The organism is Nonomuraea endophytica, from assembly GCF_014203235.1.
GTDB classification, from domain to species: domain Bacteria; phylum Actinomycetota; class Actinomycetes; order Streptosporangiales; family Streptosporangiaceae; genus Nonomuraea; species Nonomuraea endophytica.
Map to the genome: position 1 here is coordinate 146,183 of NZ_JACHIN010000002.1, position 26,120 is coordinate 172,302.

A 26,120-nucleotide genomic window follows, 5' to 3' on the forward strand; every position below is an offset into this window, starting at 1 on the left:
TTCTCGGAGTCGACCATGTCCGATCCTGTTCCTTCGGTGATAGCCGACCAGGCCGCCCTCTACCTGACCGACCTGCAGCACGCGTTGCAGGCGCGGGGCTTACTCGCCCGGGTGCTGACCGATGCGGGGCGGCTGCCGCGCCTGCGGGTGATCAACCCCGACGCCACCTCCCTGGCCGAGGTGGTGTCGGCTTCGCCGCGGTAGGGTGAGTGGTTGTTCTGGTGGTCGTGGGCAGTGCCGATTGTCGAGGTCGCCCATCCGGACCGGGCGGCCGAATGTGTGGGCCGGGTGCTGGCGGTAGCGGCCCCGGACACCGTCTGACCGGCACGCGACCACGCCGACCGGGGCCGGTTGCTGTCGTTCCCGTGTCGCGGCCCTGTCGTCGCCGTCAGCGGCCGGGGAACGGCGGCCACAAGCCCTGTCACTACGGTGATCCGTCCGCGTGGGGCGGGGGCCGTGGGTGGCAGCGCCCTCACCGCACCCTTTTCGGATCGGGGTGTTTCTGGCGGTGGCATCCCGGCCGGGGGCCGGGGGCGGGTGAGGGCTCCCCGTAGTGGCTTCTCGGATGGGTGCCGGGTGGTGGTCGACCGTGACCGGTGCCTGTCCGAGTCCGAGGTGACCGCGTGGTGTGGGATCACGTGGTCGCCTGTGGTGGCTGGCTCGGCAAGGCGGTCAGCCACCCGCTTGTGCGGCGATTCGCGTGGGTCCCCCGCTCGCGTAGATCGCCGCCTGAGGGGGCGGTCTCTCAGCTGGGAGGGAACCATCGCGAACGCAGACTCCGCGATGGGAGGGACCGCCCCCTTCTCCAGACGTGCACAAAGGAAATGGGAAGGCTTCTCGCGAGCGATGCGGCCGGGCGGACGTGCAGGCCCGCCCGGCAGCACTCCCGAGAGTGGGTGACCGCGAGCGCCTCAGGCAACCGCGGACGCGGTCACCCTTGGGGTGGCGGACCGGATACCCGAGGAGGTCCGGCCAGTCACCCTCCGGGGATGACCGGGCGGTTCCCCTTCCGCCCGGTCATCTGGTGGGCGCCCCCTTGTGCTGGTGCGGAGCGCGGCAACTCTTGGGGCTGCGGGGCAAAGGGGGCCGCCCATCCTTGAGAACGTCATGAACGTCCGGTAGCGGCACGCTCCAGTCATCGCGGGTGCCGCTACCGGACCCGGACCCCTCTGGTGGGCGGTTGTGCGCTGGCAGCCGTGTTCGCCGGGGGAGGGGAGGTGGCTGCTCGGGCTTTGGCCCGGTGGAGTGCAGTCACCTGGCTGACCGGTGTGGAACCCGGTCGGCCAATGCTGATGGTCTGGTGCAGCCACCGACTCACCAGACTGTGGCGGGCGGCTCCAGCAGCGTCACACATGCGGGGGAATCCGGGCCCGCGACACAGCAACTGGAGCCGCCCACCCTCCTGGACGCCACCGAAACGTCCGGCAGCCGTAGCACTGCCTCCCCTGTTGCGTGTTGCTGCCAGGCCAGGGGAGACGTGAGGCCGGAGTCCACTATAGTGACGCAACGTCACATCTATCCCTTATGTGGCATTTCATCACTTTTGGCATATTTATCCTGTGCCTGCATCGCGAAAGTGTGTACGTGAATCCAACGCTCCACCTGGCGTCCCTGAGAAAACTCGGGCTCGTCATCGGCACGACCCTCTTGTCCATCGTCGCGGCGCTCGGGCCCGGCCTGCAGTACGTCCCCGCGCAGGCGGCGACGGCCGGTAACGGCCAGTTCAAGCAACTGTGGGAGACAGTCCTGCTGGATACCCGCTCGGGCTCCGGCACGCCCACCGGCGCTTCGGCGCAGATCCCGGCCGAGGGCAGCCTCACCTTCCGCACCACGGGCAAGGCGGGAATCCCGGCCTCGTCCGTCGCGGCGGTGTCGCTGAAGTTCATCGTGCACAGCCCCGCGGCGGGCGGCTGGCTGGAGGCCTATCCGGCAGGTGAGTCCGCACCTCATGTCTCCTCTCTCACCTGGGCTCCCGGGGAGTCGACCGCCGGCGCGGACTTCACCCGCGTCAGCGACAGCGGAACCATCACCATCGTCAACCACGGCACTGGTCCGATCCACCTCACCGCCAGCACCAACGGCTACTTCCAGGACGCCGCCGGCGCAGGAGACAAGACCGGATACGTGCCTGTCGAATCAGCTGTCGTCTACGACACCCGTAGCGGAACAGGCACACCCGCGCGTACCACGCCTATCCCCGCCAACAGCGAAGTCTCATTCCAAGTGCTGGGCCGGGCCGGCATCCCCGCCGACGCCAACTCCGCGGCAGCCGTGGCGTTCAACGTCGTCGCCTCTCAGCAGACCGCCGGCGGCTCGATCAGCCTCCGCAACAGTGGCGTGCCAGGCGGCGGCAACCCGATCTTGTCGTACATCGCCGGCGAGGCCAACTCCGCCTTCACCATCGCCCAGAGCGCGGCCAGCGGTACCTTTATCGTCCGCAACAACGGAAGCGGCACCGTCCACGTGTCGGTCTCCGTTCGCGGCTACTTCGACTTCGCCAACAGCGCGACAGCCGGCAGGTTCATGCCGACCCACCCCCAGGTGATCGTGGAAACCCTCGAGGGCACCGGCGTGAACGGCGATCAGACTCCCATCCCCGCAGGTGGCTCCATCACCATCTCCACCGCCGCCTACACCGGCCAGCCGAGTAACAACCTGGTCGCCGTTGCCCTGTCCATCAATGTACGCGGGCCGATGGGCGACGGATACGTCTCGGTCTACCGCCCGGGCAGGAACGACCCCAAGGTCCCCACGGTGTACTTCAGCGCAGGCGAAAGCAACGTCGGCTTCGAGACCATCGCGCCGGATGACAGCGGCCGGGTGAGCGTCGCCAACCACAGCACCGGTACCATCCACCTGCAAATCACCGGCCGCGGCTACTTCGTGAAGAGCACTGGCGAGGAAGGCACGGCCATCCCCGCCGAAGCCCGGCAGGCACTCGACAGCATCAAGGCCGCCAACGGGGAAGTCAGCCAGGACAACCGTGAGACCCTGCTGCGCTACCCCGTGATCGGCGGCAAGGTTCTTGACCCCTCACAGGTAGAGGAAGGCTTCGAGGACTCACCCGAGACCGAAGAAGAAGTACCGGTCGAGGAGTTCCCCGAGTTGGAAGGCACCATGGCCGCCAAGGCGAAGGTCAAGGCCACCTGCAAGATCACCAATCGCTACCAGGTCCACCACACCGTCACCCGCACGGTCGGCTGGAAATACCACACGCGGGTCAAGTGGTGCTACACCAAGTCCGGAGTCACCTCAGTGCCCGAACGCTCCCACTTCTTCAGCAGCGTCCTGTCGACCTTCAAGGAGGAAGCCAAGAGCGGCTTCATCAAGACCTACAACGTCTCGGGTACGACCAGAGAGGTGCACTCTCAGAAGACCATCGAGAACTGCCTGCTCAAGTATGGTTGTGTCGGTACGTGGATGCCCTGGAACCGGGTAAAGGTCAACAACAAGGGCACCGTCAGCTTCAGCAGCGGAACGTGAGCCCATGCGTCCAACCTTCAAAGCAACCCTGATCGGCATCGGCGTCTTCGTGATCTTGCTACTCCTCACCCAACTCGGCGGAGGCTTCGGACCACTTGAGGTCGGCATCGCCGCGGTGATAGCCATCGCGACCACGCTCATCATCAGCCGCATCACCCGCAGCTCACGATAGAGCAACCGCGCGAACGGGAGACGATCACTAGACGGTCGTCTCCCGTTCCTGCCAGACCGCCCCCTACCCCCAGCGGCGGGCGAATCGCCTTGGAGACTGCGCCTGCCGAAAATTGTGTCCGTGCAGGTCAAGCCGCGTGTGAGTATGCGTGGAGAATACCGCCGAGTCGATCGCGTCGGCGGATGTTCGGATCGAGGTTGCGCGCCGGTTTGGTGATCGGGTCGGGTGCGGCGCGGAGCGGGGCGGCTTGGTCGAGGGCTTGATGAGCGCGATGCTCGTTGTAGAAACGTTCATACTCGCCCAGGGCGTAGCGCAGGTGGCGTTCATTCCAGAGCAGGCAGCGGTCCAGGAGTTCGCGGCGGCAGCTCTGCACCCACCGCTCCATGATGGAGTTCATCCGCGGCATCCGGATGCCGGTGAGCACGGTCTGGATACCGGCTTCGGCGAGGATCTCATCCATGAGAGCGGGGAACTTGCCGTCACGGTCGCGAATCAGGAACCGGACCCGGCAACCCGCATCCTCCAGATCCATGACGAGATTCCTGATCGCCTGGGTCACCCAAGCCGCGGTGGGATGAGTGGTGGTGCCGAGCACGCGGATGCGCCGGGTGGCGTGCTCGATGACTGCGAGGATGTAGAGGCGCTGTCCGCTCAAGGTGACGGTCTCGATGAAGTCGCAGGCCAGAAGTGCGTCGGCTTGCGATCGCAGGAAGTCGGCCCAGGTGGTGGCTGTTCGTCCGGGTGCTGGGTCAATGCCTTCCTGTCGGAGAATCTCCCAGACGATGGACGCGGCGGCTTTGACGCCGAGTGTGGTGAGCTCGCCGTGGACCCGCCGATAGCCCCAGGACGGGTTCTCGCGGACCAGGCGCAGGATGAGCAGGCGGATGGAGCGGACGGTTGGCGGGCGCCCACGACGTTTCGACCGGCAGGTCCGGGCATGCTGCTGCATCACGATCTCGCGGTGCCAGCGCAGGATGGTGTCCGGGCGGACAACAAGCCGCAACCGGCGCAGGACAGCTCGGGGCAGGGAGGTCAAGAGCGCCGCCAGAAAGAGGCGGTCTTCGGGGGTGAAGCTCACCCGTACATCGGCACCGAGCTGCCGCTGCAGGACCATGACCTGATGACGCAAGGCGAGAATCTCGGCGTCCTTGTCACAATCGCTCACCGACAGTAGCCGCAATGCGGCGAACGCGTTCGTGACGGTCAGATAGGCCAGGCGAAGAAGCACGAACGATCATCATGCCGCACCCAGTTCCCTCCCCGGACAAATGGAGACGCCCTGCCATTCTGAGCTCCGCACGGCCATGACCTGGCCGGACGGCATTATCGGCAGGCGCAATGTGGCCGAGGTCGTCCACGACCAGTTCGTCGACGCGTTCGTCGCGCGCACCAAGAACCTCAAGGTAGGCGCCCATACGACTACAGCCGCGACGTCGGCAGCCTCACCATGGCCTCCCAACTGGCCACCGTCACCGCGCACGTCGACGACGCCGTCGCCAAGGGGGCGACCGTTCTGGCGGGCGGCAAGGCGCGGCCGGACCTGGGGCCGCTGTTCTACGAACCGACCATCCTCCTCGACGTCACCCCCGACATGACGCTGCACGCGCACGAGACCTTCGGCCCCGTCGTGTCGGTCTACTCCTTCCACGACGTCGAGGAGGCGATCGCGCGGGCCAACGCCACGCCGTACGGCCTCAACGCCAGCGTCTGGTCCCGCAACGGGGCCCGAGGGCGGGCCGTGGCCGCCCGCGTGCACGCCGGCACCGTCAACGTCAACGAGGCTTACGCCGCCGCGTGGGGCAGCATCGACGCGCCGATGGGCGGCAAGGGCGACTCAGGACTCGGACGCCGCCACGGCGCCGACGGAATCCTCAAGTACACCGAGCCGCAAACCGTCGCCCACCAGCGCGTCCAGGGGTTCACCCCGCCGGCTCGCATCTCGCCCGACACCTGGGCCGCCCTCCTGACCGGCGCGCTGAAGATCCTGAAGGCAACCGGCGTCCGCTGAGGAATCAACGGCCGACCGGTTGCTGTCCCGATCGAGCCACGTCGTCAACACGGAGCCGGGCCGTCACCACAGAGGCTCGGCCTACCGCTGCGCGGCAGTGCCGCATCGGCTCACCGGGCCGGGCAGGCCCTCGACGCAGGCGGCCCGGCGAATGCGCGCCTTGTGGAGGGACCGGCGATCAGCTCACCAACATCATGGCAATCGACCCGGAGCGATGATGCGGGTGTTGCCGGAACCTGCCGACACCCGTTGACGCTGAGATTGCTGGAAGCGGCGACCGGCGGCGGCCTTGAGCGCGTCATCCTCCCGATCGGCCTCGCCTATGTTGACACTGCACACAACGCTTCCTTAATGTGTGGGGTGCATACATTGTGTGCTGTCCGACGAACCGGAAACGGGATTCCCGTGCCCGGCGACCTGCTGGCGCCGCTGGCGCGGCATTCCGGGCTCACGCCGCGCGATCGGGTGGCGGGGGCGCTGGAAGAGGGCCGGGTCGGCAGCAAGCTGGCGCCCGGCGGACGATCGCCGGCACCGCCGAAGCCGACCGATCTCCCGCCTGTCGGCTTCGAAGCGCACGACGCACTCCAGCCATCACGCTTCTCGGGCTGACGGGCACGCGCTCGGCCGTCTGTCGAGCGGCGGCGATGAATGCACCGCCACGGCAGGGCGGCCGGATGGATGCCCCGATGTCGGTGGCCGGCCCCTTGCGCGAGTCGGCGCCGCTGTCCGGCTCTCGGGCGCGGCGGCTTTCGTCACGCCGCTCTCAGACCCGGCTCGACCAGGCCCGCTCCATCCGTGAGACCAAGGACCTGAAAGGTAGCCACTGATGAAAGCTGCTGTGATCCGCGAGAACGGCGGTCCGGAGGTACTCCGCTACGAGGACGTCCCCGATCCGGATTGTCCTGCAGGCTCGGTCGTGGTTGACGCCGCCGCGATCAGCATTGAGGGCGGCGATCTGCTGGCCCGCGCCCAGGGCGCGCTGTCGGAGGTACCGCACGTCGTCGGCTACCTGAGCGCTGGAACCGTCAGCGCGACCGCCCCCGATGTGACCGGGCTCCGTGTCGGGGACCGCGTGGTCGCGCTGGGGCTCGACGGCTCGCACGCCACCAGGAGGGCCACTCCCGCGGCCTTCACCTGGAAGATCCCCGAAGGGCTGGACGAGGCCCGCGCCGCGTGCGTGCCGGTCGCGTTCGGGACCGCGTACGAGTGCCTGTTCACGGCCGGCGGTCTCACAGCAGGGCAGACCGTGCTGATCCACGCCGGTGCCGGCGGCCTGGGCATGGCGGTGATTCAGCTCGCCAAGCAGGCTGGCGCGACCGTGATCGCGACCGCTTCCAGCCGCGGGAAGCTGGAACGCCTGAAGCACCTGGGAATGGACCACGGGATCGACTACACGGCCGACAGTTTCGTCGCGCAAGTCAAGGAATTGACCTCGTCGCGGGGCGCGGATGTCATCGTCGACTCGATCGGCGGCCGGAACCTCATCGACAGCGTCTCCGCCCTCGCCTACCGGGGGACCCTGGTCAGCGTCGGGTTGGCGGCGCGTGCCGGATCGTCCATCGAAGCCCAGTCGCTGTGGGCGCAGAACGCGTCGTTGCGCGGCGTCTATCTCGGCGCTTCCCTGTTCGCCGAGTACGCCCGGGTCCATGCGCTGATCGGCGACCTACTGGCCCGGGTTGCCGACGGCGGACTCCGGGTTGAAATCGACAGCACGTGTCCTCTGGCCGACGCCGGGGCGGCCCACGCTTACGCCGAGAGCCGCAAGGCGTTCGGCCGGGTGGTCATCACGCCGTGACCCCGTAGGGCCGCATACCTCCCCGCCTGCGGGCCGCACCTCGGCGCGTGCCGGGCGCGAGCGGGTCAAGCGGTTCATCGTCACTTCCCTTGGTGTGGTGAAGATGGTGTCAGATGAGCGCCCATGGCACCCGGTCCGGTCAACACCATCTACGTGGCTCGCTCCACCTGGCCCCGACGTTGTTGACCAGCCTGTGCAGGCCCCGCTCTCGCGACGGTTCTGAGGGGGCCGGGGGCGCGGCAATGCGTCCCTGCTACCCGCCGAGTTCAGGGCCGATTACGCGGGCCGGCTCGCTGCGGCGGTGCCCCGTGACGCGGGCAGCCAGGCGCGGTAGCGGCGCAGCGCCTGCCGCTGCCGGCGTTGCTCGGAAAGCAGGGCGTACGCGGGGTGGGCGCCGGGCTTGGGGTCGCTTCCGCGGGCGATGCGGCGCATCTGGTAGCGGACTTGGGCCATGCTGGCGGCCGAGGCGAGGGCCTTGTCGGACCAGGTCACCGGCCGCAGCTGCCGCTCAGCCTCGTGGCGGTGCCTCCAGCGGTCAGGCAGGTCCGGGGTGACGGCGAGGGCGGTGCCCATCCCGATGAGCGCAACGCCGCTGTCGAGGACCTTCTCGGCGGTGTCGCGCCGGGTGATGCCGCCGGTGAGCATCAGCGGGAGGGGGCTGGTTGTGACCAGATCTGTGGCCAGGTCCAGGAAATAGGCCTCGCGGGCCTGGGTGTGCGCATCGGCGGGGCGGCCGGTCATCGCCGGGCTCTCGTAGCTGCCACCCGACAGTTCGACCAGGTCGACGCCGAGCGGCTGGAGCATCGCGATCACCTGTCGTGCGTCGTCGGTGTCGAATCCGCCGCGCTGGAAGTCGGCGGAGTTGAGCTTCACCGCGACCGCGAAGGAGGGTGAGACGGCGGCGCGGACGACGCGGACGACGTCAAGCAGCATCCGGGCCCGGTTCTCCAGCGGCCCGGCCCACGCGTCGGTGCGCTGGTTGACCAGGGGTGACAGGAACTGCGACAGCAGATAGCCGTGCGCGGCGTGGATCTCCACACCGTCGAACCCGGCCAGTTCAGCGCGTTGGGCCGTGACCGCGAACCGGGTCACGGTGTCCTCGATCTGCCCGGGAGTCATGGCGACGGGGCGGCCGAAGCGGCTGCTGTGCCGGCCCAGGTCGACGCCCACGGCGGATGGGCCCCACACGACGCCGGGCATGTCGGCCTGGATCTGGCGGCCGGGGTGGTTGATCTGCATCCACATCGCCGCGCCGCCGGCCTTGCCGGCCTTGGCCCATTCGGTGAACGGCTTCAGCGGCGCGGCCTGGTCGAGCGCCACACCGGCGGGACCGGTCAGCGCCTCGGCGTGGACCATGACGTTGCCAGTAATGAGCAGTCCGGCGCCGCCGGCGGCCCAGCGGCGGTACAGGGCCATCAGCTGCCGGTCGGGCAGCTGGCCGTCGCCGGCCATGTTCTCCTCCATGGCGGCCTTGGCGATCCTGTTGCCCAGCACCTGCCCGGAGCGCAGGGCCAACGGCGAGAACAGCTCGCTGGTCATCGGCATCCGAGTTCCCCTTTCCTAGCCCCATCAAGTAATGTTTGCAGTGCACACATTATCTAGTGAAATGTAAGCGCTGCAAACATCGGGGAGTGTGTCCTGTGTCGCAATCCAGTGCCTCGTACCACCACGGGGATCTACGCGCCGCCTGTCTGCGCGCCGCACGGGAACTGCTTGAGGAGGACGGCAGCGCGGGGCTGTCGCTGCGGGCGGTGGCGCGGCGAGCCGGCGTGTCGCCGACGGCCCCTTACCGCCACTTCCCCGAGCGCGACGCCCTCGTCTCCGCGGTCGCCGCGCAGGGCTACCGGGAACTCGCCGGGCACCTGGCCGCCGCGCATCCCTCACCGACGACGCTCGACGACCTCGCCGCGGTCGCGCTCGCCTACGTCCGTTTCGCGCTCGATCATCCGGCGCTGTTTCGGGCGATGTTCGCCGAGCCCTGCGATCCGAACAGCGAGGAGCGGGTCGCGGCGACCGCCGCCATCTCGGAATATGTACGCGGCATCGTCGGCAAGGCGTTCCCCGGCGCGGATCCCGACGCGCTCTGGGCCCCGGTGTGGGCGCTGGTCCACGGCCTGGCTTTTCTGCACCTCGACGGCAAGCTCGACTCTTCCACCCCCGACGTGGTCGCCCATCAGGTCCACGCCGCCGTCCACGCGCTGCTCACCGCCTCCTCGGCGATGCCGCATGCGGCAGACGCATAGCCCGCGACCGGCGCCCGGCCGGCAGCGACGTGGCAGCCGCACGGCACCGCCGCCGCCCCGCCGACGGGTGGCAGATGACGCCCGACACCGGCGACGTCCGCGCGATCCCCTCGATCGGGGTCACGCAGCCTGGAGGGCGCAATGCCGTACGGCCCATCGGCGGAACAACCCATCGGGCCCATGCGACGGGATGAGAGGACAGGGGCGATGACCAAGGTGCTTTTCGTGGTCTCGGCGGCGGATCGCTGGACGCTGCGTGACGGGAGGGTGCACCCATCGGGCTACTGGGCCGAGGAGGTGGCAGTACCCCACCGGATCTTCCGTGCCGCCGAAGGGACATCACCATCGCCACCCCCGAGGGGGTGGCCCCCACCCTCGACAAACTCAGCCTCGGCATCGCCGGCGGCACGCCCTGAAAGCGTCGGGCGATCAGCCGCTACCTCGACTCATCCGCGAACAACTCGGCCGTCCCCGCCGGCTCTGCGACGTCGACGAGAGGGACTACGACCTCGTCTTCTACCCGGGCGGGCACGGCCCGATGGAGGATCTCGCCCATGACGAGACCTCGGGCGCGCTCCTGACCCGCCGCCTGAACTCCGGCAAACCCCTCGCGCTGCTGTGCCACGCACCGGCCGCCACGCTCGCGGCCAAGAGTCCCGACGGCAGTTGGCCCTTCGCCGGCTACCACATGACCGGGCTGTCCAATACCGAGGAGCGCCTCAACCGCTTCGCCCGCGACGCCAGGTAGCTGCTCGAAGACCGTCTGCGCGAAAACGGCGCCGACTACGTCAAGGCGACCTTGCCCCTGCGCCCCTTCGTCGTCTCCGACCGCAATCTCCACACCGGCCAGAACCCGCAGTCCTCCGAACGACTCGCCACTCAGCTCGTCGAACAACTCACCCCACGCGCGGACTGACCGACGGCAAGGCGGACGCCGCCACCCCATGTTGACAGTGCATACTTCAACAACCTAATGTAAGCGCTGCATACATTGCGCTTCCCGGCGACGCCAGCTTCAGGGCCAGACCCCCGCCATTCGTGATCATGACTTGGTCTTCCCCGGCCTCGCGCCTGTTCGCCCAGGTACGGCGGGCCGTGCTTGCCTCAACCGGGAGCGCCCATCATCCGGCATCGGAACGGAGTGTCATGAAAGCTGTATTGATCAGGGAACCCGGTGGCCCCGAGGTCCTGGAGTGGACCGAGGTCGAAGACCCCCAGCCCGCCGACGGCGAGGTCGTCATCGACGTGGCGGCCAGCGCCCTGAACCGGGCCGACCTCATGCAGCGCATGGGCCTCTACCCGCTGCCGCCGGGCACCTCGCCGTATCCGGGGCTGGAGGTCTCCGGCCGCATCAGCGCCGTCGGCCAGGGCGTCACCGGCTGGCAGGTGGGCGACGAGGTCTGCGCGCTGCTGACCGGAGGCGGCTATGCGCAGAAGGTCGCCGTCCCCGCGGGGCAGCTGCTCACCGTGCCCAAGGGGATCAGCCTGGTCGAGGCGGCGGCCCTGCCGGAAGCGGTCGCCACGGTGTGGTCCAACATCGTCATAACCGCGCGGCTGCAGGAGGGCGAGAGCTTCCTCGTGCACGGTGGGGCCGGAGGCGTCGGCACCATGGCCATCCAGATCGCCAAGGCACTCCAAGCCCGTGTCATCACCACCGTGGGCAGCCCCGAGAAGGCCGCCCGGGCGCGAGAACTGGGCGCCGACCTGGCCATCGACTATCGTACGCAGGACTTCACCGCGTACGGCCCCTATGACGTGATCCTCGACGTCATCGGCGGTCAGTACCTCGAACGCAACATCCGCTCCCTGGCCGCCGACGGACGCCTGGTCGTCATCGGCCTGCAAAACGGCCTGGAGGCTCAGCTCAACCTGGCCGAGATGGTCTTCAAACGCATCTCCGTGCACGGCACCACCCTGCGGACCCGATCCGCACAGCAGAAGGCCGCCATCATCGCCGAAGTGCGGAGCCAGGTCTGGCCGATGATCGAGAACGGAGCCGTTCAACTCGTCATCGACCAGACCCTGCCCATGGCCGACGCCGCCCAGGCGCACCGACTCATGGAGACCGGCCAGCACCTCGGCAAAATCGTGCTGATCAACGACTGAGCCACCAGACGGCAACCACCGACGTGCGCGAAGGCCGAAGAGAGGGGGGCAACGCAGCGAGACGGAACGCTCGGCACCCACCGGCCACCAAAGATGAGCCAGACTTCCGCCGGGAAGGCATCAACCTCGGCGCTGGCCGGGGGTGGCCCGCACAAGCCGACGATGACTGCAGTCGACCGCTCTCAGAAACGATCCATTCCAGAGCAAGATCAAAAAGAGCCGCGCGGAGATCGCGAAGCCCCGGCTGGGTTCGCAGAACCGCAGTGCGCGCTGCGGTGGTGGGGTCGTGACCGCCTGGCTGGGCCGCAGGACATACCCAGCATCGCCGCGCCCCTGCTGCTGTACCGGCTGGATTGGGAGGCCCAGACCGACGATCGAGGGTGTTGGCCGCGCTGATGGCCGAGCGAGCTGGGGCGGCCATGTCGAGTGATGGGCGGCGGCGCCAAGCCCGGCTCGGCGATGACGGCCGCTATCGCGGACGCCACCCACCAGGCCCTGCTGGACGAGCTGACCAGCATATAGGCACCGGCCGGATCGCTACCGTCGTCGACTTCCAAGAGCGGATCACCACGTACAAGTTCGGCGCACCCGTGTCAGGTGACATCCGATCTGGCCATTGATCATGGACTGGCCTTGTACTGGCCACTTGGCTGGCACAGTCCGCCCCGCAGATCGCGCCATTGAAAGTGGCCATTTTCGGCGAGAGACGCCGGCACTGACGGAGCCGAGTGCCTTGTTACTCAACTTCTGATCAAAGCCGCCGGATCATGGTGTGCCTCCCGCACGTGACCGCAGCCAAGCCAACCGGGCCCCGAGCGCGACCTGGGCCACAGCCAAGAACGCGGATACGGGACGTTGAGCCGCTCACGGTTGGCCTCCTCGTGGACGCCCCGCGGGCGGCGGCCTCACAATGACATCAACAAGCAACCGAGGAGATGGATTGTCCACATATCTCTTGGGCGGGGATCTGCCCGTCGCACGGCTTGGGCTGGGCACGATGCGGCTGACTGGGCCCGGCGTCTGGGGCCCGCCGTCCGACCGGGAAGAAGCGCTGCGTGTGCTGCGACGGGCGGTCGAGCTGGGGGTGAACCTGATCGACACGGCGGACTCCTACGGCCCGTTCGTGAGCGAGGAACTCATCGCCGAGGCGCTGCACCCTTACCCGGAAGATCTGGTTATCGCGACCAAGGGCGGCTTCACCCGCCAGGGCCCCAATGCGTGGGCACCGTTGGGACGTCCGGAATACCTACGCCAGTGTGTCGAGATGAGCCTGCACAGGCTGAAGGTTGAGCGCATCGACCTGTACCAGCTTCACCGGATCGACCCTCAGGTCCCCCTCGCCGACCAGCTCGGTGAACTGGCGGCTCTGCAGAAGGAGGGCAAGATCCGGCACATCGGGCTGTCCGCGGTCGAGGTGGCCGAGATTGAGCAGGCCCGCGTGCTGGCCGAGGTGGTCAGCGTTCAGAACATCTATAACCTCACCAGGCAGCGCCATCGTGACGTGCTCGAATACTGCGCGCGCGAGTCGCTCGCCTTCATCCCCTACTTCCCGCTGCAGGCCGGATCGCTGGCCGGGACCGGTGGTGAACTGGCGGAGCTGGCCAAGGGGTACGGAGCCTCGCCGTCGCAGATCGCGCTGGCCTGGCTCCTGGCCCTGTCGCCGGTCACGCTGCCGATCCCAGGCACCTCACGGACGGCTCACTTGGAGGAGAACCTCGCCGCCACAGGCGTCCGGCTCACCGACGAGGACGTCGCTCACCTCACCCGCCAATGGTCGGACGAACCCTGAGATGCTCGGACCGTCGCTGACCTGCGCTCTGGCCAAATTGCATGGCACAACATGAATCGTCCCGGGTTCGGTGGGGACTTGATCTCTTGAGAGGATCGAGTCCATGCCAGGTAAGTCTCCCTATCCCGCCGAGCTGCGTCGTCGAGCGGTTCGTATGGTCGCCGAGGTGCGGCCGGATTACCCGACCGAGTGGGCCACGCTCAACGCGGTGGCGACCAAACTCGGTATCGGCACCGCGGAGACACTGCCTACCTGGGTCCGCCAGGCCCAGATCGACGAGGGCAGCCGGCCCGGCCGCACCTCAGATGAGTCGGCCGAGTTGAAGCGGCTGCGCCGGGAGAACGCCGAGTTGCGGCGGGCTAACGAGATCTTGAAGGCCGCGTCGGCTTTCTTCGCGTGAATACTCTTTGAGTCATCTCGACGGGTTCGCTCTTTTCTTTGCTGCCCCGGCCCTGCTGGTGGCTTGTCGTGATGTGCGGCCCGTCGGGGTCCGGCCGCCCGGCGTGGCTTGATAGGTGCGTGCGGATCAGCTCGATTTAGGCGTGCCCGCCGGTGGTCTGGACCCAATCCCCTGGTCAGACCGGCCTTAGGAGGCACAGTTGATCGTCATTGGCGTCGATGCCCACAAGCGCACCCACACCCTGGTCGCGGTCGATGAGGTCGGCCGTAAGCTCGGTGAGCGAACCGTTCGGGCGACTCCGGACGGGAACATGGAGGCTGCGACCTGGTCCACCCGCTGGCCGCAGGTGAAGTTCGCGATCGAAGACTGCCGGCATGTGACCCGGCGGCTGGAAGCCGACCTACTCACCGCCGGCTATCAGGTCGTCCGGGTCACCACCCAGCTGATGGCCGGACAGCGTCGCGCGGGCCGTGAGCGCGGCAAATCCGATCCGATCGACGCCCTGGCCGTTGCCCGCGTTGCGCTGCGCGAACCAGATCTGCCTGTCGCTCGGCTGGATGGCCTATCACGGGAGGTCAAGCTGCTGGCCGACTACCGCGATGACCTCGTCACCCAGCGCACCCGTGTCTGCAGCAAGCTGCGCTGGCATCTGCACGAGCTCGACCCCGAGCTGCAGATCCCGTCCCGAGGGTTGCGCCGTCGCTGCGTCCAGGACCAAGTGGAGCAGCACGTGGCCGCAATGCCCGGAGTGGTCGCTCAGCTCGCCCGCGAGTTGCTCGAGCGCTGCCGCGAGTTGACGGTGCGTATCAACCAGTTGGAAAAGCAGCTCAAGCAGCTTGTGCAGGCCATGGCCCCACAGCTGCTCGAGATCGCCGGATGCGGCGTGCTGGGAGCCGCCACCATCATCGGCGAGAGCGCCGGAGTCGACCGCTTCCGGTCCAAGGCCGCCTTCGCACGCTTTACCGGCACCGCCCCGATCCCCGTCTGGTCGGGCAACAGCAGCCGAGTTCGCCTCAACCGCGGCGGCAACCGGCGGATGAACTGCGCCTTGCACATGATCGCTGTCACCCAAGCCCGTGGCATAGGACCAGGCAAGGACTACATCGACAAGCTCGCCAAGACGTATGGCCGCGCCCCAGTCAGCGTGGGGACCTCGAAGAAGTCACAGGCCAAGCAGCGCATCGGCCTGACTGCGTAAGAAATCGGACCAGGCGGTGTGCTCCCGTTCTGGAGAGGGGCCGATGCCGTGGTCTTTGAGGACCTCCCAGACCGTGCAGGCGGCGACCTTGATGCCGAGCGCGGCCAGTTCGCCGTGGATACGCCGGTAGCCCCACGAGGAGTTCTCCCGGGCCAGCCGGAGCACCAGGACGCGGATGGATCCGACGGTGCGCGGGCGTCCCCGCCGCCGATGAGCGCTTGCTGCGGCGTGCCGGCGTCACAGCAGATCACGATGCCAGCGCAGGATCGTGTCAGGGCGGACCAGCAACGTGAGGTGCCGCAACCTGCCCATCGGCAGACGATGCAGCAGCCCCGCGAGGAGAAACCGATCTTCCCGAGTGAACACGGGCTTGGTCACCGTCCGTTGCGGCACCGTCAGCTGATGCCGGAGCACCAAGATCTCGATGTCCTTGGCGCGATCGCTAGTGGATAGCAATCGCAGGAGCGAGAACGTGGTCGTCATCGTGAGGTAGGCCAAGCGCAGTTAACACGATCGGCCATCATGCCGTGAGAGGCGCACGACGGGAGCACAAGAGAGCGCATCACCTCCATGAACTGCACGGATGAATACATCCCGCCCATCACAAGAAGGGCATCAAACCCCGCCGCCGTGCTTGAGAAAGCACACTCCGCAACCGTCCGAAATGAGGGGCCCCACCCCATACGCGAAGATCGGGAGTTAAACGACAAGCTGAGGGACGGCCACGAAGAATCCCTTCGGGCGTCGTGTCATCGGCGACGCGGTGGTGCGGCGTATGACACGACATGATGGCCGGTGGCGCGGTTACGGGATGCGAGGCTCGTACATCGGGGTGCGGGCCCGCCTCCAGCACGGCGGAGCCCGTAGCCCCTCGCCGGGGCAGCGCCTGTCGATCTACAGCGCCGAAGACCTCGCCCTCGTCGCTGTAGAACTCAACAACCGCCCGCGTAGGACCCTCGACTGGCAAGCGCCCGCCGAGCGGTTCGCTAAGCTCGTCGCAACAGTCGAATGATCGCGTGTTGCGATGATCATGCGAATCCGCCGTCCGTGGATGGGGCCAACTCACTCGCTAGAAACCAACCATCTGCCGGCGAAACTCCGGCGGATAGTTGTTCGGCACAGTGAACTCCTTCTTCCGGGAACCAGGGTTCCTCAGAGATCAGGCGTCCACCAAACCAGGGCAAGACCAGGCGCAAATTAGCGCATGAAGTGAAGCATCATCCCAACCCGTCATAACCCATAGCCGCGCCGAGAAAGCACTGGCATGATCCATCACATGGATCATGCCCCCGAACCCCTCAACATGGACACGTGGCCGCGGCAACAGCACTTCCACCACTTCCGGCGCGTTCCCTGCACATACTCAATGACCTTCGAAATCGACGTCACCGCGTTCGTCGCCGCGCTGCGGCAATCACCGCGCAAGTCGTACATCGCGCAGGTCTGGGCGCTCGCCACGATCGTCAACCGGCACGATGAGTTCAAGATGTGCCTCACCGAGGAGGGCGCCCCGGCAGTATGGCCCGTCGTGCACCCGGCCTTCACGGTCTTCAACCCCGAACTCGAGACTTTCGCGGGCGTGTTCGCTGAATACGACCCCGATTTCGGCGCGTTCCACGATGTCGCCGCCCCGCTGCTCGTCAAGCACAGTCAGGCCACCGAATTCGTTCCGCAAGGGTTCCGGCCCCCCAACGCCTTCGACATCTCCAGCGTCCCGTGGGCGTCCTTCACCGCATTCAACCTCAACATCGACAATGACTGGGACCACCTGTCGCCGATCTTCACGCTCGGTCGTTACATCGAGCGAGAGGGCCGTGTGCGACTTCCCGTCGCGGCGCAGGTACATCACGCCGTGGCAGACGGATTCCACGTGGCGCGCCTCATCAACGAGCTAGAGACCCTGGTCCAGGACACCAGCTGGCTCTGAGCTTGTCGTTTAAGTTCTGGCCTTCGTGTTCGCGGCGTTCGTGACATTCCGGGTGGTGGCTGTGTTGCCCGGTTATGTGGTGCGGCGGGGTTTGGTGCCTTTGCGGTGGCGAGCTGGGCGTTTGCAGGTCTCGCCGGTGACCGGCTGGAGAAGTGGTCGAGCGCGCAGCGCCCTGGGCAGTTCGTCGGGCACGGGCAGCGGCGCGGTGCCAATCGGGCCGAGTCGATCGCAGCTGCGGCAAGGATCCGTGGCCTCGCCGACGCGATCGAGGTGCCGAAGAGTCAGGCGGTGGCTTCCGGGGCGGCCATCTCGGCGGCCTGGCCGGCCTGGTCGTGCTCGCGCAGCATCCGTAGCACCGTGGTGACGGTAGGTGGGCCAAGACCAGGTCCAGGATCACAGGATCAGGGAGCGCCCGGTGTGCCCGCCCGTGGCGATGCCCTCTGCAGCTGCGGGTGCCGATTAATCATCCGGCCAGGTCAAGCTGCATGTCGGTATTCCTTCAGGACACCCTCGAGTCGATCACGTCGGCGGAGATCCAATGAGGCGATCGATGCCGGGATCAATGAGTGGGTGAAGCGGGGCGGCCTGTCGGAGAGCCCGATGAGGCCCGTGTTCGTTATAGAAGGTCTCGAACTCTGCGCATGCCGAAAACGCCATCCATGCAGTTCAAGCGGCATATGAGTACTCGTGGAGGACTCCTCCGAGTCGGTCTCTTCGGCGTATGTTCAGATCGATGATTCGCTCTGGATCGGTGATCGGATCCGGGACGGTGCGCAGCGGAGCCGCCTGGGCCAGGGCTTGGTGGGCTCGGTGCTGGTTATAGAAGTGTTCGTACTCGCGGAGGGCGTGCCGCAGGTGGTGTTCGTCCCAGATCAGGCAGCGGTCCAGGAGTTCGCGTCGGCACGACTGCACCCATCGCTCCACGACGGAGTTCATGCGAGGCATGCGGACACCAGTGAGCACCACGTAGATGCCGACGTCGGTGAGGATCTCTTCCATGAGGACCGGGAACTTCCCGTCTCGGTCCCAAGCGGCCCAGAAGCGGTTCAGCGACCTCGGGGATCAGGGTTCCACGCACTTCGATGGCCTGCGCGCCGTCTGCGTGTGAGAGCCGATCCTTGAACCGTCGGCGTAGCCTCCGGCATCGCACTGTCTCGGCGGGGGGCTACGGGCGCCGCAGTGCTGGAGACGGGCCCGCGCCCCCGGTGCACGATCTTTGCATCCGTGGCCGCACCTCCGGCCATTGACCAGAGCACGCTGATTCCCCGGGCGACCCGGATGCGGAGCTGTCATCGTGGCGAGGACGGATCCGTCATCATCACGTGGACACCGCGTGGACATCTTGGGGAGTTCTCGGACGCGGCCGGCGGGGGCCGGTTTGGCCGAGTCGGTTGTTCGGGATGGCGTGGTTGGTCAGTGTTGCGGCGTGACAGCACACGACGAGCCCGGCCGGGCAGGTGATCGCGCGGGGTGGCGGGCTGAGGCGAGCGGGCCGCGCTCGGCCGCGGTGCGGGACAACTTGGGCGCGATCGTCACCGGTGACGTGCACGCGCCGCGTCGTCCGCCGCTGCCGTCACCGGCGCGGGTGCAGGCACCGGGCGGGTTGCTGGGGTTGCCCCGGCGGCCGGCGGCCTGGTTCGCCGGCCGCGAGCTCGCGCTGGAACAGCTGGCCGCGACGCTGGAGACCGGTGCCGGGGCGGGGGTGATCAGTCAGGCGGTGGTCGGGCTGGGCGGGATCGGCAAGAGTGAGCTGGCGTTGCAGTACGGCTTCGCCCACCGCCTGGACTATGCGCTGGTGTGGTGGATCGATGCCGACAGCCCGGCGCAGATCCAGGCCGGGTTGGCCGCCTTGGCGCGGGCGCTGGTGGCGGGCAGCGAATCGGTGGCGGCCGGGCAGGCCTCGATCGAGGAGGCCGCCGCCTGGGCGATCACCTGGCTGGCCGGCCGTACCGGCTGGCTGGTGGTGTTCGACAACGTCGAAGAGCCCGCGCACGTCGAGCCGTACCTGGCCAGGTTGACGAGCGGTCATGTGCTGATCACCACCCGGCGTGACGTCGGCTGGCGGCAGCTGGGCATTGCCCCGCTGCGGCTGGACACCCTGACCCGGTCGGCGTCGATCCGGCTGCTGGGCGACTTGATCGGCCCGCCCGACGCCGCCGACGCCGCCGTGCTGGACGAGCTCGCCGCCGAGCTGGGCGACCTGCCGCTCGCCCTCACCCAGGCCGGCGCCTACATCGCCCGCACCCCACGCTGCACCCTGGCCGACTACTTGCGGCTGCTGAAGCAGACGCCGGCCCGGATGTACGCGGCCGCGCCCGCGGGCGGCGACGCCGAACGGGTGGTGGCCAAGGCGTGGGAGCTCAGCCGGGCCCGCGTCACCCAGCTCGACCCGCTGGCAGGACGGCTGCTGAACCTGCTGGCCTGCTATGCGCCCGACCATCTGCCCTGCCTGGTGCTGGCCGGAGCCGACGATGACGAGCAAGCGGTCAACGAAGCGCTCGCGCTACTGGCCTCCTACAGCCTCATCACCGTCACCACCCACCACGACGCCTCCGCTATCGGCGGCGGGGCCTGCCAGGCGGAGCAGGAGACGGTGAGCACGCATCGGCTGGTGCAGTGCGTCATCTGGCACCAGCTCGACGACGACCACCGTAACCAGGCACGCGGCAAGGCCGCCGAGCTGATTTCCGCGGCTCTGCCCGGACAACCCGGCGCGTTGCACGCCCGGGCGCTCTACCGCCGCCTGCTGCCGCACGCTCAAGCCGTAATGGCACCCGCGTCTCCGGCGTGGGATGAGTTCCTGGACTACCTCGACGCCAGCGGCGACTATGCCACCGTGGCGAACATCCAGCAGCAGATCCACGCGCACGTCCTCGACGCGCACGGCCCTGAACACCCTCACACTCTGGCTGCCCGCAGTTACCTCGCCCACTGGACAGCGCTGGCGGGGAACGTCGCGCCGGCCCGCGAGATGTACGCCGAAGTGCTGCACGCCACCGCGCGGCTGCTCGGTCCTGACCACCCGCACACTCTGACCGCACGCAACGGCCTCGCCTACTGGACCGAGCGGGCGGGCAACCCGGTCACGGCCCGCAACCACCATTTCGCGCTTCTGCCGCACCGTGTACGGGTGCTGGGCCCCGACCACCCCGACACCCTGGCCACCCGCAACAGCCTCGCCCACTGCACAGGCAAAGCGGGGGATGTAGTGGCGGCGCTCGAGATGTTCGCCGAACTGCTGGCCGACCGCGAGCGGGTGCTCGGCCCCGACCACCCCCACACCCTGACCACCCGCAACAACCTGGCCCGATGGACGGGCGAGGCGGGGGTGGTCGCAGCGGCCCGCGAGATGCTCGCCGAGCTGCTGGCCGACCGCGAGCGGGCGCTGGGCCCCGACCATCCGGACACTCTGACCACGCGCAGCGACCTCGCCCACTGGGATAGGTAAAGAGGGCCGCAGACGCCACCGCCGGGTTAGGAGATTGATCACGGATGGCCGAGTTGACCCCGGAGAGCCCCACTGGATAGCAGACATTCCCACTGACAACCAGCACCTCCTCCCTGGCCGCGATGGCCTGACGTCCTGGGCGACCAGGAAACCGGGTCATCCGGCGCCCGGCTGAGGTCTACGGGCAGCCCAGCCTGGGATTGCACGGAGGGTCTTCCGGCTCGGGTTCCGGCGCCGGATCTCCTCCGGGGTTGTGGGTTCTGGTGAGGGTGAGCGGGAAGCTGGTGCTGTGGACGGTGCCGCCGGCTGTTCCGGTGAAGGTGATGGTGTAGGTGCCGGCCGGGACGCTTTCGTCGACCTGCATGGTCACCGTCGAGGCGGCGCCCGCGATGACGGCGGGCGAGTTGAAGGTGATGGCGATGCCGGGTGTGGGCGGGTTGATGCTCGCGGTGAGGTTGATGAGCTGGTTGGAGCCGTACCGCGCATGGGTGGTCACCAGCGCGCTGGTGTTGAAGGACGGGATGAGGCGGATAGTGGTGGGGTGGTAGGGGGTGTCGATCGTGAAGTCGGGCGTCGCGTCCGGGGCGGTGATCGCTCCGGTGTGGGAACCAGAGCCGGCCGCCACCTCGATCGCGCCGCTCGGCCCGGACACCTGGACCGGGCTGGTCCTGTTGGTGGTGGTGCCGTCTCCGAGTTCGCCTCCCAGATTGCGTCCCCAGGTCCAGACGGTGCCGTCGTTGCGGACGGCCGCGCTCATGTCCCCTCCGGCGCTGATCTTGGTGATGCCGGTCAGCCCAGGCACGCGGAAGGCGATGATCCTGTTACTGGTAGTGCCGTCGCCGATCTGGCCGCAGCAGTTGAAGCCCCAGGTCCACACGGTGCCATCGCTGCGCAATGCCATGCTGTGATTGTTGCCGGCCTCGTTGGAGACGGTGTCCGCAACGAGGCCGGGGGCGGTCTAAGAAGCGTCGGCCAGCAGGGGCCGATCGTTACCGAAGGGCGGCTCGTGGGAGCCGGTGCGGGAGCGGACTTGTCGGGCTGGCGTGGGTTGTCAGTCGATGGCCGGTCCCGGGACCGGGACGTAGCCGGTGAAGGAGCCGAGCAGCCCGTTGGCACCTGGGCCCGCGAAGTTCCTGGCCAGGGCGCCCCCGGGCTCGCGGGCCAGCAGGATCTGGGCCTGCTGGCCCTCGAAGCCGCCGGCGCTGAGAGCCGTGGGGTTACTGCTCACCTGACCATCGATCCTGGTGAAGCCGAGGAAGCCGACGGAGCTGATGCGCTTGTTGATGGAAAGGGCGTTGTCGCTGCCACGGGTGTAGACGGCGGTGAGGTTGGCCTGGGAGCTGACCGCAGGGTCGCTGGTGAGGAAGCCGCCCAGTGGCCGCCAGCCGCCGTTGGTCGTCAGCAGGGTCCACAGCCCGTTGTCCTCACCGCGGGCGAAGATCTCCGTCCCGTTGAAGAACATGTCGTCGGCGAGCGCGATGTTGCTGGTGACGCGCAGGTCACCGAGCGGCTGGAAGCCGCTGGCGCCGGTGGGCGTCACCAGGTTGAGGTAGACGCGATGGTCGGCGCCCCGGACGTAGACCCTGATCTGGTTGGAGGGGATGAAGACGCGGCCGGTGGTGATCTCGCTGGTGGCGAAGCCGCCCAGGCTGCTCCAGCCGGTCCAGGCGCCTCCGCGCAGGACGTTGGTCCACACCGCGCCGTCGGTGCCGCGGGCGAAGATCCTGATGTTGGTGGAGGATTCGCCTCTGGCCACGATCGACTCGATGTCGCCGGTCACCGTGAGACCGGGCACGTGGGAGAAGCCGGTGATGGCGCCGGCCGGGGTGATCGTGGTGGTGTAGACCTGGTCGTCGGTGCCACGGACGAAGAACTGCGTGCCGTTGGGCGTGACGACGACGGACGGGTCGCCGACGATCGTCCCGCCGAGCGATTGCAGGGGTGCGAAGCCGTTGCCCGACCGGACGCCGTACAGCAGGGAGCCGTCGGCGCCACGGACGGCGACGCCCTTCGCCGCGGACATGAAGGACACGTCATAGGCGATCTGCGGAGTGCCGAGGTTGGGCAGGTCGGGTGCGTAGGGAAGAGGCGGCTGCGCCGCCGAGGCGGGTGCGGCCGAGCCCAGCAGACTCGCGGCCATCGTGGCGGCGGCGAGGATGGCCGCCGCAATGGAGCCGCGTAGCCGACGTGGACGTTTCATAGGGGTCGGTCCCTTTCTTCGTGGGAACGGGATGACCACCATTCGCCTCATGCCGGTGCGCGGATCATCGGCGCCGCGGAAATTACCCGCTCGCCGGGGCGCGCCGGGCATCACGGGTACCGCCGGACATCGCTGGCATCGTTGGCGTCACCGACGTCATGGGCGCTTCGCGGCGTACAACGCGTGATCGATGAGCCGCTGCCCGACTCGGTCATGGCGGCAGGTGTGGGATCTGAACACCGGCAAGCAGCGCGGCCAGCGTCGCCGGCGAAGCCTGCTGCAACGCCTTGACGGCGGAGAAGAGTCAGTAACTACAAAGATCTTGGCGGAACCCTGGCAAAGGTGGATCATTCGCATCTTGACCTGGATCGTCGTAGGTCAAAGAGAGTGAACAGTCTGATTTTCTCAGCTACTCCCACCATTTCCCAGTCACTCCCTTTCCTGCGCCCGTAGCTCACGATCACGTAGATGGCCTGGTCGCAGGTGCGGTAGACGCCGCAGCTCGCCTGGGGTGTCCGGTGTCGCACCCGAATCGGCTTCGGTCAAACGCCACAGCCGCGCTGTGTATAAGGACATACAGTCATCCGCCGGACCGCGGTGTACTTCTCTCGCGCCCGACAACGGGCCGTCTCAACACGTGACGCCAGCACCGACTGGCTCTGAAACGCAGAGGACTTTCAATGTCACAGATGCTTGTTCTCCGCCGTGTCGCCGCCCTGGTCATGGCTGGCCTCGCCAGCACAGTCGCCCTCGCCGCGCCGGCCCAGGCCGGCTTCAGCACTCACGCGCCGCTGCGCAATGACAATGACACGGGAATGTGCATGGGTGTCAGCGGTGGTTCGAACGCGGCTGGCGCCGAGATCAGGCTGTTCCGGTGTGTTGGAGGGGGAAACCAGGACTACAAGTTTCTCGCTACCACCACCAACGCTATTCTGTTGCACGCGAACAATGGCAGCGGAAACTGCGTGGGTGTGAAAGACGGCTCGTTCGCCAACGATGCGCAACTCGTACTGGTTCCCTGCAGCCGAAGCGATGCGCGATGGATCCCTATCGGTACTCTTTCCGGAACCGGGAAAGTAACGTTCCGGAACGCCAAGACAGGACGATGCATCGGCGTGGACGGTGGCTCCACAGCCCACGGCGCTCGAATTGCCCAGTACACGTGCGGCGACACCACCCGTGGCAACCAGGTTTGGCATTCCGATGACCGCGCCGGCTTGTGAGCGAGGGACGTAGGGGGCGCCCGCCGGGGCATTGCGACTCCTTGGAAGGATCGTCCCCGGGTAACTCCAAGGCGTGGATGGCAGCCGTTATGGTCAACCGGCCGGTGACTCGATCAACTGGGCTTCCAGATCAGCGATCATCTTGGCGAGCACGCTGGTGTCCGGATCCTGCCGGCCACCTGGGGGCGACCGTGGCGAGGGCCGGGCGGCGTTTGTCGGCCAGCGCGTCCAGCCGGAAGAACTGCTCCAACTCCAACGCCGTCGGCTCCTCAGGGAAGCGGCCGTAGCGGGCTACCTGCTCATCGGAGAGAAATTCGAATGGCATGAGCCAGAACCGTAAGCCCCATCCACCAGGGCAAACAGTCCTCGTCACTGAACCGAAACGAAGATCAAGTTTCGAGCGCCAATCCCATCGGCGGGTCGGCGGCGACAACGCTGAGCCTTTTGCTCATATTGAGCCTATTCATGCCGAATGAGGGTTTTGTCTCCATGGGCTGGTCGACAGAAACCGGCCATGGCCACCCCTCCTCACCAGCAGCGACACGCTCGAACGCGGCTTCGCGGCCCGACCGAGCCGATGCTGGCAAGGACCGTGGATCACCTGCCTGCGGGCAAGCCCGACCGGTGGGCCTACGAGCCCAAGCTCGACGGCTTCCACGCGCTGGCCACCATCGACTCAGCTGAGGCGGATCCCTGTAGAGAGGTGAGGCAGGCGCGGGCCGATGAACGGTGCTGGTGTCATCCAGGGGGTGGTCCACGGCCGAAGAAGGGGGTGTCAACTCCTCGACAGGAAGATGAACATGACCGAGACACTCACGAAGATGCCCCTGTCCACTCCGCTCACCACCGAGGACGCGCAGCGCATCGTGGACCAGATCTGCGCGGACGACGAACTGGCCTGGCAGGTGGCTGCCGAACTCGACCGTGATCCCCGGCTCCTGCTCGCCCGGCTGTTCAAGCTCAACCCCGCCCAGCAGGGCGGGCTGCTGCGGATCAAGCTGGAGCGCGCTCGGTCCACCTTCGCCGTGGTCGCCCGCGCACTGCGCGAGGGCGATCCCGTGATCGTGCGCGTCAACCAGGCCGCCGCGGTCACCTCGGCGTTCAAATGCTCCATCAGCGCCTCGATGGAGATGAGCCTGACCGGCGGCGGAACGGTCACCGTTGAGGCTTCCATCTCCTAGCAGGGAGGTTTCTGACCCTCGACTGAGCGACTCGTGCCCGGTCGGCTAGCACCGGGGCACGAGGAGCAGCGGAGTGAACCGGCGGCATGAGCGCGCTGGTGGCTCAGCACTGAGCCACCAGCGCTGAGCGGCGCATTGGTACCTCCCGCGTCGAGCAGGTGCGGCAGGGCAGCGGGGGCTCGAGTGGAGACAGCCTCTCGGGCTCACCGCGCGGAACTGCCTACGGTCTGCCGATCGTCCCTGCTCTCACCCTCAGCATCGCCGCGGCCGCCGTCGGCCCGGGATGTTGTCGGCGTCCCTGTTGGAGGTGACCACACGATGGACCGTCGCCAGCGCCACCCGGAGGCGGCTGGCGAGCGGCCGCACCGGCAGCTTGCCGGTCTGCCAGTAGACGACACAGCCCAGACCGTTAACCGGCTGATCGGGACGATGGAGGTGTGACCGGCCAGCCGCCTATGGAGGGAGTTCCCCAAGGCCACAGCGAAGATCACCGACGACCTCGACCAGTTGCTCGACAACCCCGCCGAGCACTGGGTTCATCTGCGCACAACCAACACCTGCCCAAACAGCGGCCCCCAGCGCGGTTCCGCCTGCTCGACCCGCTCGCCGAAGCCCGTGTCGCAGTCGGCGAACATGCCTGCCAGCAACACCCGGCGCTGATCGGCGTCACCGTAGCCGGGCCGATTGGCGTCCAGGTCGTCGTCGGCCTCGATGTTGATGGCGGCGATCGTGGTGATGTCCCACAGACGCCGCCGATCACATGCCGGCCACGCGGCGGCCCCGAGACGGGGATAGTCGGCGGCCCTGACCCGCTGCCGCTGCCCGGCCGTGGGGAACCGCCCGGTGGACAGGAACCACTCGTGCCAGTCCCGCGAGATCTCCTTGAAATGCGCGCACACCCGGGATCTGAGTTGATTAGTCATAATCTAACTAGTAATGTCATGACT

General features: G+C 67.5%; 23 protein-coding genes and 3 pseudogenes. 17 read left to right on the plus strand and 9 right to left on the minus strand.

Features of this window, described 5'->3' with window-relative positions:
* The first annotated feature begins 15 nt into the window (after positions 1 to 15).
* From HNR40_RS08765 to HNR40_RS08775, 3 genes are all read left to right on the plus strand, one after another.
* The gene (locus tag HNR40_RS08765) at positions 16 to 204 is read left to right on the plus strand and encodes a hypothetical protein (protein ID WP_184959760.1); all 189 of its coding nucleotides are present in this window, start codon (positions 16 to 18) and stop codon (positions 202 to 204) included.
* 1,320 nt (positions 205 to 1,524) lie between these two features.
* Positions 1,525 to 3,483 carry a hypothetical protein gene (locus tag HNR40_RS08770; protein WP_184959761.1) on the plus strand — a complete coding sequence of 653 codons (1,959 nt, stop codon included), beginning with the start codon at positions 1,525 to 1,527 and terminating at the stop codon, positions 3,481 to 3,483.
* A gap of 4 nt (positions 3,484 to 3,487) precedes the next feature.
* Positions 3,488 to 3,655: a hypothetical protein gene (locus HNR40_RS08775; RefSeq protein WP_184959762.1), complete on the plus strand. Its 168-nt coding sequence runs from the start codon at positions 3,488 to 3,490 to the stop codon at positions 3,653 to 3,655.
* Positions 3,656 to 3,782: 127 nt separating this feature from the next.
* Here HNR40_RS08775 and HNR40_RS57090 read toward each other — a convergent pair whose 3' ends face one another.
* On the minus strand, positions 3,783 to 4,883 hold the full coding sequence (locus HNR40_RS57090; protein ID WP_184959763.1) for an integrase core domain-containing protein: 1,101 nt from the start codon (positions 4,881 to 4,883) through the stop codon (positions 3,783 to 3,785).
* A gap of 219 nt (positions 4,884 to 5,102) precedes the next feature.
* On the opposite strand from HNR40_RS57090, the gene HNR40_RS08785 reads away from it, so the two are divergent.
* From HNR40_RS08785 to HNR40_RS08795, 3 genes are all read left to right on the plus strand, one after another.
* Positions 5,103 to 5,663 (plus strand): aldehyde dehydrogenase family protein, encoded by a 561-nt coding sequence (locus HNR40_RS08785; RefSeq protein ID WP_376773461.1) that lies wholly within the window; start codon positions 5,103 to 5,105, stop codon positions 5,661 to 5,663.
* 405 nt (positions 5,664 to 6,068) lie between these two features.
* On the plus strand, positions 6,069 to 6,272 hold the full coding sequence (locus tag HNR40_RS08790; protein ID WP_184959764.1) for a hypothetical protein: 204 nt from the start codon (positions 6,069 to 6,071) through the stop codon (positions 6,270 to 6,272).
* 217 nt (positions 6,273 to 6,489) lie between these two features.
* Positions 6,490 to 7,458 carry a quinone oxidoreductase family protein gene (locus tag HNR40_RS08795; RefSeq protein ID WP_184959765.1) on the plus strand — a complete coding sequence of 323 codons (969 nt, stop codon included), beginning with the start codon at positions 6,490 to 6,492 and terminating at the stop codon, positions 7,456 to 7,458.
* A gap of 276 nt (positions 7,459 to 7,734) precedes the next feature.
* On the opposite strand, the gene HNR40_RS08800 is transcribed toward HNR40_RS08795, so the two are convergent.
* Positions 7,735 to 9,003 carry an NADH:flavin oxidoreductase/NADH oxidase family protein gene (locus HNR40_RS08800; RefSeq protein ID WP_246508778.1) on the minus strand — a complete coding sequence of 423 codons (1,269 nt, stop codon included), beginning with the start codon at positions 9,001 to 9,003 and terminating at the stop codon, positions 7,735 to 7,737.
* A gap of 95 nt (positions 9,004 to 9,098) precedes the next feature.
* On the opposite strand from HNR40_RS08800, the gene HNR40_RS08805 reads away from it, so the two are divergent.
* The 6 genes and pseudogenes from HNR40_RS08805 (at position 9,099) to HNR40_RS08830 (ending at position 15,194) form a co-directional block, all read left to right on the plus strand.
* On the plus strand, positions 9,099 to 9,701 hold the full coding sequence (locus HNR40_RS08805; protein WP_184959766.1) for a TetR/AcrR family transcriptional regulator: 603 nt from the start codon (positions 9,099 to 9,101) through the stop codon (positions 9,699 to 9,701).
* A 538-nt stretch (positions 9,702 to 10,239) separates the two neighbouring features.
* Entirely contained in the window at positions 10,240 to 10,449 is a 210-nt protein-coding gene (locus HNR40_RS57095) for a type 1 glutamine amidotransferase family protein (RefSeq protein ID WP_312896250.1), read from the plus strand.
* A 398-nt stretch (positions 10,450 to 10,847) separates the two neighbouring features.
* Complete coding sequence (locus HNR40_RS08815; RefSeq protein WP_184959767.1) at positions 10,848 to 11,807, plus strand: NAD(P)H-quinone oxidoreductase; 960 nt, start codon at positions 10,848 to 10,850, stop codon at positions 11,805 to 11,807.
* Between the two features lie 910 nt (positions 11,808 to 12,717).
* A complete protein-coding gene (locus tag HNR40_RS08820; RefSeq protein WP_184959768.1) occupies positions 12,718 to 13,596 on the plus strand; it encodes an aldo/keto reductase in 879 nt (292 codons plus the stop codon).
* 103 nt (positions 13,597 to 13,699) lie between these two features.
* Positions 13,700 to 13,987, plus strand: a pseudogene (locus HNR40_RS08825) (transposase); the annotation flags it as partial.
* 208 nt (positions 13,988 to 14,195) lie between these two features.
* Positions 14,196 to 15,194 carry an IS110 family RNA-guided transposase gene (locus HNR40_RS08830; RefSeq protein ID WP_221340178.1) on the plus strand — a complete coding sequence of 333 codons (999 nt, stop codon included), beginning with the start codon at positions 14,196 to 14,198 and terminating at the stop codon, positions 15,192 to 15,194.
* Here HNR40_RS08830 and HNR40_RS08835 read toward each other — a convergent pair.
* Both HNR40_RS08835 and HNR40_RS08840 read right to left on the minus strand, forming a co-directional pair.
* On the minus strand, positions 15,159 to 15,359 hold the full coding sequence (locus tag HNR40_RS08835) for a transposase (RefSeq protein WP_184959770.1): 201 nt from the start codon (positions 15,357 to 15,359) through the stop codon (positions 15,159 to 15,161). The two genes, HNR40_RS08830 and HNR40_RS08835, sit on opposite strands and share 36 nt — an antisense overlap.
* Positions 15,360 to 15,431: 72 nt before the next feature.
* Positions 15,432 to 15,677 (minus strand): hypothetical protein, encoded by a 246-nt coding sequence (locus HNR40_RS08840; protein ID WP_184959771.1) that lies wholly within the window; start codon positions 15,675 to 15,677, stop codon positions 15,432 to 15,434.
* A gap of 394 nt (positions 15,678 to 16,071) precedes the next feature.
* On the opposite strand from HNR40_RS08840, the pseudogene HNR40_RS58110 reads away from it, so the two are divergent.
* Both HNR40_RS58110 and HNR40_RS08845 read left to right on the plus strand, forming a co-directional pair.
* Positions 16,072 to 16,206: pseudogene (locus HNR40_RS58110) on the plus strand (IS30 family transposase); the annotation flags it as partial.
* Between the two features lie 291 nt (positions 16,207 to 16,497).
* Positions 16,498 to 17,121, plus strand: a complete 624-nt coding sequence (locus tag HNR40_RS08845; RefSeq protein ID WP_246508867.1) for a CatA-like O-acetyltransferase — start codon at positions 16,498 to 16,500, stop codon at positions 17,119 to 17,121.
* 666 nt (positions 17,122 to 17,787) lie between these two features.
* Here HNR40_RS08845 and HNR40_RS08850 read toward each other — a convergent pair.
* Positions 17,788 to 18,120: an integrase core domain-containing protein gene (locus tag HNR40_RS08850; protein ID WP_184959773.1), complete on the minus strand. Its 333-nt coding sequence runs from the start codon at positions 18,118 to 18,120 to the stop codon at positions 17,788 to 17,790.
* A 427-nt stretch (positions 18,121 to 18,547) separates the two neighbouring features.
* On the opposite strand from HNR40_RS08850, the gene fxsT reads away from it, so the two are divergent.
* Positions 18,548 to 20,569 carry an FxSxx-COOH system tetratricopeptide repeat protein gene (fxsT, locus tag HNR40_RS08855; RefSeq protein ID WP_184959774.1) on the plus strand — a complete coding sequence of 674 codons (2,022 nt, stop codon included), beginning with the start codon at positions 18,548 to 18,550 and terminating at the stop codon, positions 20,567 to 20,569.
* A 178-nt stretch (positions 20,570 to 20,747) separates the two neighbouring features.
* On the opposite strand, the pseudogene HNR40_RS53510 reads toward fxsT, so the two are convergent.
* Positions 20,748 to 21,479 (minus strand): annotated as a pseudogene (locus HNR40_RS53510) (RCC1 domain-containing protein); the annotation flags it as partial.
* A 141-nt stretch (positions 21,480 to 21,620) separates the two neighbouring features.
* Entirely contained in the window at positions 21,621 to 22,769 is a 1,149-nt protein-coding gene (locus HNR40_RS08865) for a DUF8189 domain-containing protein (RefSeq protein WP_184959775.1), read from the minus strand.
* Between the two features lie 689 nt (positions 22,770 to 23,458).
* Here HNR40_RS08865 and HNR40_RS08870 point away from each other — a divergent pair.
* Positions 23,459 to 23,992, plus strand: coding sequence for an RICIN domain-containing protein (locus tag HNR40_RS08870; protein ID WP_184959776.1), 534 nt, complete (start codon positions 23,459 to 23,461; stop codon positions 23,990 to 23,992).
* A 130-nt stretch (positions 23,993 to 24,122) separates the two neighbouring features.
* On the opposite strand, the gene HNR40_RS08875 is transcribed toward HNR40_RS08870, so the two are convergent.
* Positions 24,123 to 24,317 carry a hypothetical protein gene (locus tag HNR40_RS08875; protein WP_184959777.1) on the minus strand — a complete coding sequence of 65 codons (195 nt, stop codon included), beginning with the start codon at positions 24,315 to 24,317 and terminating at the stop codon, positions 24,123 to 24,125.
* Between the two features lie 475 nt (positions 24,318 to 24,792).
* Here HNR40_RS08875 and HNR40_RS08880 point away from each other — a divergent pair, with 475 nt between their 5' ends.
* Positions 24,793 to 25,173 (plus strand): hypothetical protein, encoded by a 381-nt coding sequence (locus tag HNR40_RS08880; RefSeq protein WP_184959778.1) that lies wholly within the window; start codon positions 24,793 to 24,795, stop codon positions 25,171 to 25,173.
* A 536-nt stretch (positions 25,174 to 25,709) separates the two neighbouring features.
* On the opposite strand, the gene HNR40_RS08885 is transcribed toward HNR40_RS08880, so the two are convergent.
* Entirely contained in the window at positions 25,710 to 26,096 is a 387-nt protein-coding gene (locus tag HNR40_RS08885) for a hypothetical protein (RefSeq protein WP_184959779.1), read from the minus strand.
* Positions 26,097 to 26,120 lie beyond the last annotated feature (24 nt).

What these genes read in the sequence shown, in the direction of transcription:
- HNR40_RS08765 (WP_184959760.1), top strand. Translation starts at nt 16, where the DNA reads ATGTCCGATCCTGTTCCTTCGGTGATAGCCGACCAGGCCGCCCTCTAC.
- HNR40_RS08770 (WP_184959761.1), top strand. Translation starts at nt 1,525, where the DNA reads ATGTGGCATTTCATCACTTTTGGCATATTTATCCTGTGCCTGCATCGC.
- HNR40_RS08775 (WP_184959762.1), top strand. Translation starts at nt 3,488, where the DNA reads ATGCGTCCAACCTTCAAAGCAACCCTGATCGGCATCGGCGTCTTCGTG.
- HNR40_RS08785 (WP_376773461.1), top strand. Translation starts at nt 5,103, where the DNA reads ATGGCCTCCCAACTGGCCACCGTCACCGCGCACGTCGACGACGCCGTC.
- HNR40_RS08795 (WP_184959765.1), top strand. Translation starts at nt 6,490, where the DNA reads ATGAAAGCTGCTGTGATCCGCGAGAACGGCGGTCCGGAGGTACTCCGC.
- HNR40_RS08800 (WP_246508778.1), bottom strand. Translation starts at nt 9,003, where the DNA reads ATGCCGATGACCAGCGAGCTGTTCTCGCCGTTGGCCCTGCGCTCCGGG.
- HNR40_RS57095 (WP_312896250.1), top strand. Translation starts at nt 10,240, where the DNA reads ATGGAGGATCTCGCCCATGACGAGACCTCGGGCGCGCTCCTGACCCGC.
- HNR40_RS08815 (WP_184959767.1), top strand. Translation starts at nt 10,848, where the DNA reads ATGAAAGCTGTATTGATCAGGGAACCCGGTGGCCCCGAGGTCCTGGAG.
- HNR40_RS08820 (WP_184959768.1), top strand. Translation starts at nt 12,718, where the DNA reads ATGACATCAACAAGCAACCGAGGAGATGGATTGTCCACATATCTCTTG.
- HNR40_RS08840 (WP_184959771.1), bottom strand. Translation starts at nt 15,677, where the DNA reads ATGACGACCACGTTCTCGCTCCTGCGATTGCTATCCACTAGCGATCGC.
- HNR40_RS08845 (WP_246508867.1), top strand. Translation starts at nt 16,498, where the DNA reads ATGGACACGTGGCCGCGGCAACAGCACTTCCACCACTTCCGGCGCGTT.
- HNR40_RS08850 (WP_184959773.1), bottom strand. Translation starts at nt 18,120, where the DNA reads ATGGAAGAGATCCTCACCGACGTCGGCATCTACGTGGTGCTCACTGGT.
- HNR40_RS08865 (WP_184959775.1), bottom strand. Translation starts at nt 22,769, where the DNA reads ATGAAACGTCCACGTCGGCTACGCGGCTCCATTGCGGCGGCCATCCTC.
- HNR40_RS08870 (WP_184959776.1), top strand. Translation starts at nt 23,459, where the DNA reads ATGCTTGTTCTCCGCCGTGTCGCCGCCCTGGTCATGGCTGGCCTCGCC.
- HNR40_RS08875 (WP_184959777.1), bottom strand. Translation starts at nt 24,317, where the DNA reads ATGCCATTCGAATTTCTCTCCGATGAGCAGGTAGCCCGCTACGGCCGC.
- HNR40_RS08880 (WP_184959778.1), top strand. Translation starts at nt 24,793, where the DNA reads ATGACCGAGACACTCACGAAGATGCCCCTGTCCACTCCGCTCACCACC.
- HNR40_RS08885 (WP_184959779.1), bottom strand. Translation starts at nt 26,096, where the DNA reads ATGACTAATCAACTCAGATCCCGGGTGTGCGCGCATTTCAAGGAGATC.